This is a genomic window from Pseudoalteromonas sp. APC 3893 (genome assembly GCF_030408095.1).
In the GTDB taxonomy this organism is placed as follows: Bacteria; Pseudomonadota; Gammaproteobacteria; order Enterobacterales; family Alteromonadaceae; genus Pseudoalteromonas.
Map to the genome: position 1 here is coordinate 141,489 of NZ_JASDCD010000009.1, position 14,908 is coordinate 156,396.

General features: G+C 39.6%; 9 protein-coding genes and 3 pseudogenes. 7 read left to right on the forward strand and 5 right to left on the reverse strand.

The features are described 5' to 3' along the window. Positions 1-25 precede the first annotated feature (25 nt). Positions 26-2,680, forward strand: coding sequence for a PEP/pyruvate-binding domain-containing protein (locus QMA12_RS12190; protein ID WP_290210267.1), 2,655 nt, complete (start codon positions 26-28; stop codon positions 2,678-2,680). A 135-nt stretch (positions 2,681-2,815) separates the two neighbouring features. Here the strand turns inward: QMA12_RS12190 and QMA12_RS12195 are convergent. From QMA12_RS12195 to QMA12_RS12215, 5 genes and pseudogenes are all read right to left on the reverse strand, one after another. Continuing rightward, positions 2,816-3,544, reverse strand: a pseudogene (locus QMA12_RS12195) (IS66 family transposase); the annotation flags it as partial. 31 nt (positions 3,545-3,575) lie between these two features. Next, positions 3,576-3,773: pseudogene (locus QMA12_RS12200) on the reverse strand (transposase domain-containing protein); the annotation flags it as partial. An 87-nt stretch (positions 3,774-3,860) separates the two neighbouring features. Further along, positions 3,861-4,613, reverse strand: a pseudogene (locus QMA12_RS12205) (Tn3 family transposase); the annotation flags it as partial. Between the two features lie 89 nt (positions 4,614-4,702). Further along, positions 4,703-7,687, reverse strand: coding sequence for a Tn3-like element ISKox2 family transposase (locus tag QMA12_RS12210; protein WP_008126957.1), 2,985 nt, complete (start codon positions 7,685-7,687; stop codon positions 4,703-4,705). Between the two features lie 546 nt (positions 7,688-8,233). Further along, on the reverse strand, positions 8,234-8,569 hold the full coding sequence (locus QMA12_RS12215) for a hypothetical protein (protein WP_290210268.1): 336 nt from the start codon (positions 8,567-8,569) through the stop codon (positions 8,234-8,236). A gap of 555 nt (positions 8,570-9,124) precedes the next feature. On the opposite strand from QMA12_RS12215, the gene QMA12_RS12220 reads away from it, so the two are divergent. From QMA12_RS12220 to QMA12_RS12245, 6 genes are all read left to right on the forward strand, one after another. Beyond that, a complete protein-coding gene (locus QMA12_RS12220; RefSeq protein ID WP_290210269.1) occupies positions 9,125-9,796 on the forward strand; it encodes a hypothetical protein in 672 nt (223 codons plus the stop codon). A gap of 178 nt (positions 9,797-9,974) precedes the next feature. Then, positions 9,975-10,622 (forward strand): hypothetical protein, encoded by a 648-nt coding sequence (locus QMA12_RS12225; protein WP_290210270.1) that lies wholly within the window; start codon positions 9,975-9,977, stop codon positions 10,620-10,622. Positions 10,623-10,688: 66 nt separating this feature from the next. Beyond that, on the forward strand, positions 10,689-11,255 hold the full coding sequence (locus QMA12_RS12230; RefSeq protein WP_290210271.1) for a hypothetical protein: 567 nt from the start codon (positions 10,689-10,691) through the stop codon (positions 11,253-11,255). Between the two features lie 13 nt (positions 11,256-11,268). After that, a complete protein-coding gene (locus tag QMA12_RS12235; protein WP_290210272.1) occupies positions 11,269-11,862 on the forward strand; it encodes a hypothetical protein in 594 nt (197 codons plus the stop codon). A gap of 119 nt (positions 11,863-11,981) precedes the next feature. Further along, entirely contained in the window at positions 11,982-13,208 is a 1,227-nt protein-coding gene (locus QMA12_RS12240; RefSeq protein WP_290210273.1) for a site-specific integrase, read from the forward strand. Continuing rightward, positions 13,205-14,908: a hypothetical protein gene (locus tag QMA12_RS12245; RefSeq protein WP_290210274.1), complete on the forward strand. Its 1,704-nt coding sequence runs from the start codon at positions 13,205-13,207 to the stop codon at positions 14,906-14,908. Before QMA12_RS12240 ends, QMA12_RS12245 begins: the two co-directional genes overlap by 4 nt.

Below are 14,908 nucleotides of genomic sequence, written 5' to 3' on the forward strand. Positions count from 1 at the left end.
ATAGCGACGAAATTATCGGAAATCTATGTCATATTGCATATCTTTACAGTCAAATTCTAGCATTAACAATGCAGAGGTAGGAGGCAAGGCTGCTTCCTTAATTAAATTGCACCAGGCTGGATACACTATGCCGCAAGGTTTTGTTCTAACCACGAACTTTTTTGACGATTGGTATCAGCAAATAAAAAATCATGAGCTTTGGATACCAGTAAACTTTAATCAAAAACCGTTAGAGCTTGGTGATTGTCAATCCCTCCAAAATTTTGCAAAGACTCTAGACTTTTCTGCGGTTCAGCAAGCAGCCATCAATGACGGATTAGGTGGCATCGCAGATCAATCCTCCGTAACATTTGCGGTTCGCTCCTCCGCTCCAGTAGAAGATCAAGAGAGTCATTCCTTTGCGGGTATATTCGAGTCAGAATTAAATGTTGTTTCCGCCGACGTAAAGGATGCCATCCGTCACTGTTTTGTCGCAAGTTTAGACCACCGAGTATTTTCTTATAAACACAGTGTGGGCGTTGGGATTGATGCGATAGAGCTCGCAGTCATTGTGCAAACTATGATTGATGCGGATTGTGCGGGTGTTGGGTTTTCATTGAACCCCCAAAATAATGATTTTGATGAGTTAGTCATCGAGGCGAATTGGGGGTTAGGAATTACAGTCGTGTCAGGTGATGTCATTCCTGATCAATACTTAATTGAAAAGCAAACGGGAACCGTACTGCAACGCAACCTGGGATGTAAATCCAAGTCAGTAAAGATATGCACTCGCGGAGGGACCAACGAATATCAAGATGATCGAGTGGAAAGTTATGTTTTAGACTCATCGCAGCTGGCAGCCATTGCGTCAGCCATCATCGAGGTAGAAAAATTATACGATAGACCAGTAGACATTGAATGGGCAATTGCCCAAGGAAAATTCAACTTACTACAAGCTCGCCCTATTACCAGCTATGTTCCCTTAGTTTCTGAGATGCAAACGTCCCCAGGTGAGAGAAGAATTCTTTATATGGATGTTGCTTTGTCAAAAGGAATGGCGAGCAACGCTCCTATGTCTCGAATGGAAGAACATTGGAATGCCGAACTATTAGAGCGAGTTATGCGTCAGGATTTAAAGATTGCCGCTAGCCCCAAAGAAGGGATCGCTTTTGTGAAAGGTGCCAGGATGTACTTAAATTTATCCAGCATAATGCGGCTTACCAAGTTAAAAAAAATTGCAGAATCTTTTGCGAGCACTGATGTATTAGCGGCGGATATCTTACGGGAAATAGACACTAAAGAATATAAACTGAAAATGCGTCCCAAATGGCTTAAGTTAAGTTTGCTTTGGAAGATGTTTCGGCTAGTCTGGAAACTGAAACGAATGATTGGCAATATCATCAAAGCATTGATATTTCCTACGAGTCAACACCGTCACTATCAACAAGTTGCCGATGACTATATTAAAAAACTGACTCAAGAGGTAGATTACTCGCTCGATATCGCAACTTTTCGTCAGCGCTATGAAACAATGATGTTTACTCATGTATTCGAGCATGCACTCGCAGCAATGAGTGTTGGAATTATGGCTAGCAGCATGATTAAGCGCTTAGTAGGGCGCAGACACGCAAGTTTAGCTGACACTATGGCTAGCGGATTCGACGATAATGTCATCGTGGAAATGGGTATTAGCTTGTCGCAACTGGCGTCTCTGATGGACGCATCGGTTACGGACGGCCAGACCAGGTTAGATATTGAACAACTTAAACGTAAGGTTCTCAATAGAGATATGCCGGAAGATTTTTTAACGGTTTGGGATGTTTTTATAAAAAAATATTGGTTTAGAGGAATCAATGATATGGATGTTGCTTCTCCCAGATACGGTGAGTCTCCAGAGCTTGTTCTAAAACAATTAGTTAAAACGGCATCAACTCATGTTCAACCCGATCAAGCTCATCAGCAAGTCAAGCAATCAAGACTTAATGCTTATGACAAGCTAAATGGCGACATGGGTTGGTTGCGACGTCGTTTATTAAAGTACGCTTTTAAGTTGGGCAACTTATTTGGGGGAACGAGAGAAACACCAAAGCATTGGTTGGTTTTGTATAAATCAATTTTAAGAAACCGTGTGCTATCAATCGAAAAGCAGCTAAAACAACATGGTAAGATGGAAGACCAAGATACCTTATTTGATAGAACTCTTGCTGAAGTGTCTGAGCTTGAATCATCCATCAACTTGAATGAGGCGATGCCTGAGGCTGATTTTTCACACTCGATCATCCGTGGGTCGGAACAATTTCGACACAAAGTTCGTAACTATCCAAGATTTATTGATTCAAGAGGCAAGATACTTCATGCAGCTAGCAAAATAAGTGACGGACAGCTTCACGGGCGAAGTGTGTCACCTGGCGTGGTAGAAGGAAAGGTGAAAGTACTCGCCACTCCTGATGAAAAAGCGTTTAGTCCCGGCGAAATACTTGTCGCTTATGCAACCGATCCATGTTGGACTTTTTTAATTATGAACAGCAAAGCCATTGTGTTAGAAGTAGGCGGGGTACTGCAACATGGAGCCATTGTCGCTAGAGAGTTTGGAAAACCTTGTGTCGTTGGTGTTGATCAAGCCAGTACTTATTTAAAAGACGGGGATTTTATTCGAGTTGATGCGATCCAAGGAACGGTGACATTACTTAACGCGTCTTAGACATATGGCAAAATGAAAGCTGTGATAATAATGAGTATAAAGTAAGCGTATAGCTAACGACAAATTGTATGGTGACAAAGGGTATTTAAGTAAAGCTTTAGAAGCGGACTTACGTAAGCGTATAGCTAACGACACCTAGCTTTGTTTAATGTTCCAAGGTAGCAGTGGCTCAAGGTTATCTGGCTGCTCAGCAAGGTACTGTAAGCACGTTGATATATAGTTATGCACCACAAGGTCATTAGCCTTTGCTGTTTCAACAAGACTATAGAGTATGGCGCTGGCATGTGCACCATTGCAGGTATTTGAGAATAACCAGTTTTTTCGTCCTATTACGAACGGTTTTATGGCTCGCTCTGCACGGTTATTATCAATACTGAGCCTGCCATCATCGAGGTAACGCCTGAATTTCTCAAACTGATTTATCGCATAGGTAATTGCTTTACCTAGCGCCATTTGGGGAGGGGTTTTATCTTTGTGTTTGAGTAACCATTGATACAATTCATCAACGATTGGTTTGGCTTTTTGCTGCCTAACGGTGAATTTTTCATCGGCCGCTTTACCTTTGATGGCTTGCTCAATACCGTAGAGCTTGCGAATAAGGTTAAGTGCCACATCCGCTTTAACTGTTTTTTTATTATTGCCTTTGGCCTCGATGAATTTTCGGCGTATATGGGCTAAGCACGCAACCAGTGTTGCCTTTGTTTGCTCGTAGGCTTTATAGCCGTCAACGTGCATGTAGCCTTCGTAACCATCAAGAAAATCAACCACACAGTGTCCTGCACGACTGTTATGGTAATCAAACAGGACTATATTGGTGCCTTTTCCCAGCCTATCATCCCCACAACAATACAGCCACATATAGCTGGTTGCTTTGTAAGCGTCTAGCTAACGACACCTAGCTTTGCTTAATGTTCCAAGGTAACAGTGGCTCTAGGTTATCTGGTTGCTCAGCAAGGTGCTGTAAGCACATTGATATATAGTCATGCACCACAAGGTTATTTGCCTTTGCGGTTTCAACAAGACTATAAAGTATAGCGCTGGCATATGCACCATTGCAGGTATTTGAAAACAGCCAGTTCTTTCGCCCTATTAGGGGTTCTAGGGATTTTCCCCTCTAAAGTAACATAAATCGCCACAACCCTCGCAGTTAATGGCTTGTGGAGCTGGGTTACCTTTCATTTTAGACTTCATTTTCAACAATAGGCCTAGTTATTTCCTGTAAATCAGGTAGTTTGCGGTTACTAGCGAACTGATAAGTGCCGCTCAGATTAATGTTCTGCCATGCAACGGGTGATACTTGTCGAGTTATTGCTGCTTTTTCCTCGTCACCAACTTCTTCAAAGTGCAGTAATAGATGACTTAGGATCATCGAGTTAAAGTAGATAATAGCATTTGCCGTCAAACGGGCACACTCGTTCCAGACGACTATTTCTGATTCGTTTTTTCCACGGAACTGGTCACGATTGACCGATGCAATAGCTCGCCTGAGGAAATGCCAGGCTTCGCCTCGGTTCAGTGCTCGTTGAACATATTGGCGCAGACTTGCATCATCAATATAATCAAGTAAATATTGGGCTTTGATGAGCCTATTATATTCCGTTAATGCTTGTAATATAGGGTGTCTAGATGGATAACCAGATAATTTGCGTACTAGCAATGCCTGTGTTGTGCGTTTTTCTTGAAGGGATAACACAATACGCTGAATATCCTGCCAGCCTTCTTCAATCACATTCATTTTTATCGGCTTTTTCAGCGCCAGATGCGTGTTTCCGTCGTCGCTTTCAGTTACGTTAAATAGGTCATTGATCACACTGGTGAACTGAGCATACCTAGGCGCAAAACTATAACCGCATAAATCCAATAAGGCATAATTAACATGATTAACACCATGGGTGTCGGTTGAGAGGACATCTGGCTTAAGATCACTAGTATTAGGGGTTCTAGGGATTTTCCCCTCTAAAGTAACATAAATCGCCACAACCCTCGCAGTTAATGGCTTGTGGAGCTGGGTTACCTTTCATTTTAGACTTCATTTTCAACAATAGGCCTAGTTATTTCCTGTAAATCAGGTAGTTTGCGGTTACTAGCGAACTGATAAGTGCCGCTCAGATTAATGTTCTGCCATGCAACGGGTGATACTTGTCGAGTTATTGCTGCTTTTTCCTCGTCACCAACTTCTTCAAAGTGCAGTAATAGATGACTTAGGATCATCGAGTTAAAGTAGATAATAGCATTTGCCGTCAAACGGGCACACTCGTTCCAGACGACTATTTCTGATTCGTTTTTTCCACGGAACTGGTCACGATTGACCGATGCAATAGCTCGCCTGAGGAAATGCCAGGCTTCGCCTCGGTTCAGTGCTCGTTGAACATATTGGCGCAGACTTGCATCATCAATATAATCAAGTAAATATTGGGCTTTGATGAGCCTATTATATTCCGTTAATGCTTGTAATATAGGGTGTCTAGATGGATAACCAGATAATTTGCGTACTAGCAATGCCTGTGTTGTGCGTTTTTCTTGAAGGGATAACACAATACGCTGAATATCCTGCCAGCCTTCTTCAATCACATTCATTTTTATCGGCTTTTTCAGCGCCAGATGCGTGTTTCCGTCGTCGCTTTCAGTTACGTTAAATAGGTCATTGATCACACTGGTGAACTGAGCATACCTAGGCGCAAAACTATAACCGCATAAATCCAATAAGGCATAATTAACATGATTAACACCATGGGTGTCGGTTGAGAGGACATCTGGCTTAAGATCACTAGTATTAGATTGTAGTAAGTCGTAAATATAATGGGACTCATGCTCATTAGATCCTATGATACGGGCATTTAACGCACTATGATTGGCAACTAACGTCATGGCCGTAATACCTTTGTTGGTGCCGAAGTATTTCGAGGAGTAGCGAGTTTTAAAAGTCTCAAGGTGAGTTTCAAATTTTTGCCCATCGGTACTGGCGTGCAGGACGTCTTCTTGGATGTGATAGTGGCGGAAAATAGGGAGTGCCGCTACTGCGTTATTGATGATATCACTAGCCTCTTGCAAGGTTTCAGGCCTAATATAATTAGCTTGTATAGTGCTTAGATGCTCATAACTGCGATCAGATATTTGTGCCATCCCATATACGCCGCGATGTGTCGCATTCGCAATTAGAATAGCCAATAAATCATCCTGATTGGCGCCTACTTGTTTTTGTATTGGCAGCACGTGTGCGAAGCATTGCATAAAGTTGGTTTCTTGTTCAACATAACGCAACACATCAGCAATACTGACGGGGATCATTTGTTTAAAGAAAGGGTTGTTGACAAGTGATTGGGAGCCTTTAACTGGCAGTCGCCATCGTGTGCCACTTCGGCTCTTCATGATCACATTGCGGTTATCACCATTATCAATGTGACGAGCAACATCTTCTAGGGATGTTGTTAAGCGTATTTGTTTTACTTGCAGTAGCTTCTGAATCGGCTGCTTTAGCTTTTCCAATGTTGATGATGCCAATAGATCAGGCTGTATTGACGATGCAATTAAGTCGTCTTCTAGCGCACGATATTTAGTGACGTTTGATAAGTAAATTCGACCATTAAGCCGAGAAGCCAGTTGACGGTAAAGCAACCATTCGTATCGCTGTGGATGAACAACATCCTTGTTAATTAACCATGGACGATGTTTTTGTTGGATAAGTGTACTATCCATTGTTTGCAATGTATTACCTGCTAATAGTTCTGTTTTTGTGGTTTTGAGCTGGGTCACTAATGCTTCTGAGCCTTTACCTGCTTGGCATTCAAGACATAGAAACACGGGCCTTAATAACTGCTCAATTAACCCGTTTTGATCATCATAATATTGCCATTGATATTCTTCTACCGTGCGTTTTTGCTTTTTTAAGTACAGGCATAGCGTTTCTATATCTTGGTTATTCATTACACTTAATGCTTGTTGCCTAACCGTTGCAAATGGTTGATTATCGTCGATACTGTCATCAACAAACAGATGCAGTAATTCTGCGGCTTTGGTGACATTGTCTGCAGCTGACCTCCATGAGTCAAACACTGCCTGTTGGGCAAACGCATGCGCAGCTTCTTGTTGTTTACGGATATGATGAATAAACCCATCAGCCAATCGCTCTAGGCTTTGCCGTATGCGTTGAGTCAGAAAACACAGCAACCATAGGTGTTGCTGTGGACGCTTAAAGCGTTTTAGTTTACTGCCATAATAATCCACCATTTCACCGAAGTGTTGTTGGTTTTTAGACGATAAGGCTAAGCCCTTAACAGCATTATCAATCTGTCTTGTATAAGGCTGTAACTGATGATACACCGTCAGTTCTTTTTTTAGCTCTGTCACCATAACGCTTTTTGCACCGGCTCGAAGCTGGCTTAAGGAGAGCCCATCTTTGTCATCGATAATAGTATTTAGAAATCCGTGTAGTTCAGATGAAACATGAATACGAAGCTTATTATTTAACGCCTTCTTGACCTGTTGGATAACACGACTGATAAGCTTTTGTAAGACAGTATATTTAGGGATGGCAATTCTATGCGTTGCTAGATATTCAGCGGCTGCATCGAATAGATAACGAGGCTCAAGCCAAGCTTTGCCGACCATAACAAGATGTTCGTACAGCGGCGCAAAGTGCAGACTTTCGTCCCATTTCTGATAGTTTAATAACCTCAGTATTCTTTGATATATACGGTCACGCTGCATCTTATTAATGCTGAAAGGCCTGATCCCTTTGCCTCCTTGAACTTGCGTTGAAATAAACTGCATATCGTCAAAGATGAGGTTAAAGCTAGGTGAAAGAATCACAGGCTTAGACTTAAAATACCCTAATAACGCAATGAAATAGCATCGGTGGTTCCTTAGGCGAATACTTTTCAACTCTGTTAACTCGATCTCGTTTGGCGTAAAATACAATCGTTGTTGTTCAAGTGATAATAGCGGCGGAGAATATAGATCAAGCTGCTCAGCTTTGGTAAGAATTGATAGTTCGTTTTTTATAGCCATAGGAATTAAATTAAGTTTAAGGGGTTGTTAACCTCATAATTTGCCATACTTTGGAGAAGTAACCCACCTTTGTATGCCTTTAAATATGGTGAGTATGGCGATTTATGTTACTTTAGAGGGGAAAATCCCTAGAACCCCATAAAGGCATTGTAGAAGAAGTATCAATCAGGTATTTAGATCGTGAAAAGGGCTCACATTATATAGTTGAGCTTAAGGAATTACTGCGCAATACTAAAAGTATAAATAAGGTAAATGATATTTAATTGTTTCACCACGACACAATCCCAGCAATCGACCCTATGATTAGGGGGGTAAATTAAACTAGTTTCTATATATTAACCGCCCTGCGTTAGTGGCGATAGCACGCTCCCTGGTATTCAACATGGCGCAAATATAAAAACATTTCTCTATTGTTGGGTCATAGTCACATTTCAACAACGGAAATCTATGTACACAGGGATGATTAAGATTTGTATAATGAAGTAATGGATAACTTACTTTAAAATTGCCTTGTGCATTATTAACTTGAAAAGTTATTAGATAGCATTACTTATCAGCCATCTTACCCTTAATATACAGCGTAGAAGCTAAGGTGGCGGCAGAAGCTGCAACCTTAAGTATGGTACCGCCAATTTTTGGCGTGGATTTTTTCATGCATAAAGTGCATAGGGGTTGACTAATAAGCATTGAGCCTTTTGTATAGTGTTCGCAACCAGGAGACAAACAAACAGCGATGTACTTATCACAGCTAGGGCATTGGCAAAGATCCCGACGATCGAAATAACCAATCAAAACGTCAGGTTTAACTTCTTCTTTACAATAGGGGCATAAGCCAACAGCTTTTTCAAACTTTAATATGTCGTTAAGTTTACCCACGCTCATAATACTCCACAGCTTTGTTGTCTCTTAATTGTACATCTTTTTTTTAATAAATGTGAAGGAATAACCTATCTAAAATTACTTTTATGCGAGCAAAATGACATTTACAGAGGCTAAATTTATACCTCCTATTATTTTTGGTTGCATCTCAAACTTGAAATAATAAATACGCAAATTACATTTGAGTAAAGCTCACGCTATAGCATTGGAATTGCAATTAATAATTGAGAATTGAGAATTGCTAATACCTTATCATAGGTTGGATCTTAAGAAAACTTGAAGTTGAACTCTGTTAATGATCAAATAGTTACGCCAATAAAAAAATGACTAAAAACAGAGTTCACATGCAGATTAACCAAGTTTCAAATCAATTAAAAGCCCTTATCTCAGAAAAACACCTAATCGCGCTTGCAAAAGCTTCTGGATTTCAAGTTCGACACCGTTGCCTATCGATCGTTTCTCTGCTCAAAGCTGTATTGCATGAATTGACTTGTTATTGCACTGTTATAGTGTAATCTATATTGCATAACAAAATATTAAGGTTATGCAATTACTATAATGTTAAAACAGATTTTCGTTGATAACGACATAAGTTCGCTTTTAAACACGGCCTGTACAGGAAAGTATGCGGTGAAGGATAGGTATCTAATTAGCCAGCTCGCATACGTTCCTTTGTCGCTCACTGAACACAATCTGCTGCGCTTACACCAGTTAATTAGTGATAAGGGCGAGATATACAGGAAGTGGGTTTTACCAGCGGCCTACAGTCGAAATAAAGAACGCATTATTGAAGTGCCAGAGGTATTTTGTCAGGCGCTTGAACATTATCTTAATTGGTACGAACAACAAGAAGTGCCAGCGAAGTACAGGCACAATTTAGGCACGTATCGGGGCTTTAGTGAATATGCCCCCGCATTACTTAATGATCGGCTTAATGAATTTGCAATGAGTGAGCGAACAGTTAAAAGCGGTATTAACAAACAGCCAACAAACTTAAGAACCAAAGTTAATACGCTACTTAAAAAGGCTGGTTTAGATTGGGCTACAGCTAAAACATTTGAGGATTCGTTAATAATTCACTTAGCTAGAAATGTTGACCATGGTGTTGTTGCTGATTTGTTTGGCTATGCATCAAGGCAAGTAGTAACAGACAAATATAATGGTAACTTGTTGCAAATATCAGAGGCTATTAATAATGTCTATTCAAGAATAAAAGTAACAGGGCATTAAAACGAAAAAACCCACGCCTAAGCATGGGTTTAGTCTTTATCTTATGTCTTTGGTGGGCTGCGTTAGCAGGGATATCCAAAGCTCTCAAGATCAATCCTACCAGAAGTAATAAATTGATCAACTAAAAGTCTGCTTTGGGTTTACTAAAGCAAAGAAAAACATGTTATACGGAAAGGTAATGCAATACGAAGCAATTGAAAACACTCTATCAATAAGTCGATTTTCAACATACAGAAATACAGTGATTGCAAGAGCTGGTGTTGATTGCAATATTAAAGCTCTTTCGTTATATGAATGGAACGCTAATTTGTCATCTAATTTTCTATTTCCGTTACATATTTATGAAATAACTCTACGTAATGCTATTAGTGACGCAATTGCTTCAAGGTATGGGGTGGATTGGCCTACAAATACAGTATTTCAGAACTCGCTAACTTTTAAAAATAAAAGAGGTTTGTTAGTTGCAATAGGCGGTGAATACCAAGGGTTAGGCAAAGTATTGCCTGAACTAAAGCTATCTTGGTGGGAAGAGATGTTAACAAGTAGGCATGATGGGCGTATTTGGAACGATTATATTCATACTACTTTCCCTAACGCTGGAAATTTAACAGTGAGCCAGATTAGATCATTATTAAAACAAGCTTGCTTTACCATAAGAAGACTGAGAAATCGTATTGCACATCACGAGCCAATTTTTAATCAAAATACCTTGCTAGATGTATATCCTTTAATTGAAACAACAGTTGAAATGCGGTGTGAGAGTACCAAAGAATGGCTAAAGCAAATAGAAAAAGTCAATGATCTACTCGAAAACCCAGTAGTTTAAAATTTATGCAAACTTATTAACTAGACATATTTGACAGGTTAATATCGAGAGGTATACTAGACGTATATGACAGGTAAAAATATTTCCCTTTTTCAAAAAATTGCGAATGAAAAAGGTTGGACGTTTAAACAAATAGGGGAGCGATGGGGAGTTTCAGAGCGTCAAATGTCTAGGATAGCCAATGCTGGTAATCAGAGAGATTTGGACTCTGTTAACGGTTTACCCAGCGTAAATAGATGTATGAAATATGAAGAAGCTGTTCACGATCAAGCGTTGTTTGCTGCTACAGAAGGCTTGGCTTTGTCTAAACGCCTTGCAGCATTATCTCGAAAGAAAGATGGTGAGGAACGTAGAAAGGAAGCTCAGAGACTTGAAAAGAGGTTCAGTAATCATTCCTCACGATGCTTCACGTTGGGTTACATGTATGAAGCAGTTGGAAGAACTGATTTGCAAGACATGATACAAGGACTTTCAATAATATTAATGACCGATGCCTTGATTGCATTACAAGATCCTGAACGTTGGGCGGAGGCTTGTCGATTAGCTGGAACAACAACAGATGTAAGCGTATCTGTTCCTGAAAAACAGTTGAAAGAATGGCGTTTAGACTTTCTCGGGGCATTAAAAAATTAGAGTTGGAATAAAAATGGAAACGCTAGAACAGCTAAAAAGTGGAGATATTTCAATAAATATTGACCAATCCAGTGATTGTATATCTTTGCTTGAAATAGATGTTGATTCCCTTGCAGAATACATTGTGGCGTCTTCAAATAGCAATGGAAGGCACTTAATAATAGGTAGTGGACGCACAGAAATTATTGGAGTAAAGCCGGACTCGTTTAGCTCTATATTTGCTCAAGCAAAGTCACTATGCAGTGGAGTAGATGTAAACTTAGAGTTCATTCCTAACATTAGAGGGAACCACACACTTGGAGTTATTACAGTAAAGCCGTCAATCAAATTGGCGAGTGTTCAGGGTATTGTTTATGAGCTTGAAAACAACACACCTCGATTAATGTCTGAACCTGAGATATTAACAAAAATTGGACTTGGAGTAGATTCGGAACTGATTAACTCACTGGCTGTAGATATTGCCTCTCAGTCGAGGATTATCGAGAGCTTGCAAACAGAAATTAAAAGAGCTTCTAGCTATAAAGGTCAATGGAAAAGTTGGGTTATTGGCGCGTTGTTTGGTTTTTTTATTTCCGAACTTTTGAAGCTAGTTTTTGGCTTATCGTAATATTGGAATAACAGGCTACTATGTAAATTTTTCTCTGGAAAAGTGAAACTTTACATTTGCTAACTCTGGAAAACGAACTAAGCTGACCAATTAACGTACAATTTTTGGTCAGCTTTTTTATGCTCACAATAGTTCAATCAGATGATTTTAAAACTGAGATCCAAACTCCTTTTTGCAAAACAAAATCAAGCATTCAGCTAAAAGGCTTTCCAACTTTTTATGAAGATGGTGAATACGTCATGCCAATAAACCTTTGGATGAATCACCTGATTAACGTTAAGCGCGCGAAAAACATTAACTCAAACGTTCGTGCCATAAGTCGATATTGGCGCTTTTTAAAAAGCCATGAACTCTCTTGGAGAGATTTTCCAACTATCAAATCAAATAAGCCCACATATATTTTCCGAAACCAAGATCTTTTGGCCTCAGTGAAAGCCGGTGAGCTAAATAGTTCAACAGCAGCTGTATATATGAACCATATAATTAAATTCTACGAGTGGGCATATTACGAGAGGTTAATTAACTTCTCTAAGGAAAATAAACCATTTGAAGTAGAGTTTGTTAGCATCAAAACGACTGGAATGCTGGCACACATAAACCGTAATTACGTTGTTAGAAGCTCAGATTTAAGGATCAGGGTACCAAGGCGTACTCCAGAGCAAAGTTTAAACCCTCTCACTGAAGATGAAGTAAGATTATATTCACGCGCACTCAAAGAACAGTCAATTGAGTTCCAAATACATCAACTATTACAACTCATGTGCGGCCTTCGTATAGAAGAAGCATGCACCTTTCCAGCTAATCTAGTGAATAGATGTGACCCGAATAAATACCATATTGAAGTTAGTATAGGACCTCACAACGGTGTACTCACTAAATTTGGCTCAGTCAGAACAATCGAAATTCCAACACTGTTAATGAACAAGATGCATCGCTACTTGATCAGTGAGCGTCGCCAGAAAAGAGAGTCTAAAACCGATAAACAGATTGCTGAATTATTAATTACCAATAGGGGTAAACCATATACTACCAATGCAATACAGCGTCACTTTAGCTTAACTCGTAATTACATACGCAATGAGCTAAATACCCACTTTCAGCATAGAACACACGATTTACGTGCAACTTACGGTACATTTCGTCTTGCGTCCCTTTTAGACGAGAAAGTTGGGTTGTCACCATTCGATGCTATGTCATTAATCATGGGGTGGATGGGACATAAAGATGAGAAAACAACTTGGCGATACCTTAACTTTATAAACCGAAGCAAGGCATCGATACGTGCAGTTTGCTTTTTAGATCAAGTTATGGAGTCAGTCATCAATGAGCATGAGGATCTCTCGTGATTAACAAATCAAATTTAAATATTGACCTTAAACTTAAGTTAAATATTTATGGTGATCAATTTGTGTACCCAGACTTTCAAAGATTTAGATACAAAGGCGTGCCTAAACTTTTTGAAATGCATCGGGGTACTTTGCTTAGCCGAGACAACCAAATCATTAAGTGGTATCAAGCATTCAAAGCTAATACAGAATATACTGACACAACAATGAATACCCTTTTTAGAATATTTACACGGTATGTGAATATTTGTGACAGTATTCCCGTAAATCCAGATTCAAAAGAGGGTATCAATGCATTTGAAACAGCTCTAGTTCACAGCGTTAGAATTGGCAGCAAAAGTTCAAACACAGCAAAAGGTGAATTAAGTAGTATAAGAACAATAATGAAGATGCTAGATCACCCTGTTGATGAGTGGTTTTCTAAATTCAAACTATTTCGCAGCCAAATAAATCCAACTCAAGCATACTCAGAATCTGAATTGAAAAAGTTAATTAAAATACTAAAAGAACTATATTTTCAGCTTTCAAAGCAAATTCAAACCTCACCTAAAGAATACATTCAAGCAAGGAGAAGCGACCAATACGCGAGCTTTTCTTTTAATAAAATCGAAGTGCCTGTAAGTGGTGCTATTACCAAGTGTTACTGTGCTGCATATTTCTTACTTGCCTATTACACATGGACAAACGCTAGTACGATAAGAGATATGGATATCCCCAAAGCTTCACAAAAAAAGGGACAGCAAGGTAAGTGGTTTGTGCAAACAGCGTTAAAGAAGAGAGCTAATAAATTTGTTACCATCGAGCTCGGCGATAATCTTAGCACAGACATTCCAAAGCATGCGCTAAATTTTATTAATGACCTTATCACCCTTACTCACGTGCTGTTTCCAGATGCCAATAGACTACTTCATCAATGTCTTAACGGGATAAATAAGCCCTTGTGCCCAACGCATATTCGTTCCAATATGAATTGGCTAATTAATATATTCGATTTGACTGATGACAATGGTCAACAACTTAGGCCTGAAGCTAAACGCTTTAGAGCTACAGGTGCATCTAATTACTTAGCGCTCACAGGAAACTCACTCGAAACATCCATGTTGCTCAATAACACACCTGATGTAGTGCGAAAACACTATAGCAGAGGTAACGAGTCAGAAAATAACGCCCAACTTCAAGCCACAGCTAACACCTTAGAAAATGCAATTAAATGTGGTGATATTAGTAGAGCACGAGAACAAACTCTTGAGCAAATGAATCTAGAAATACTACCCTATGATGAATTCGTAAACCGTTATGCTAAATCTGGAAATGGTCAAAAAACGTCCTTAGGTACTGGTTGCAAAAATCCCTTTGATAATCATGGTGACCGTTTTCGACGAAAGGCCTCTATCAATAGCGTTGATATGACCCATCTTGCCTGTGCTGACTTATTGAATTGCTTTTCCTGCCCAAACCAAGTGCTGGTTGAAGAAGTTAATGATATCTGGTGTTTATTGAGCTTTTACGAAGCGTTAGAGGATGCCAAAGAAGATCACCTCAACATGTCACACTTTAAAAACAATTTTGATCGAGTACTAAGAAAAATAAAGCAAGTGCTTTTTAGTATCGATTTAAAAGTGCGCAGGCAAGCTGAAAAAAAGTTACGTACAGTTGGCCGTCACCCATTTTGGCCCGATACGCTTAATTTGGTTTTATAA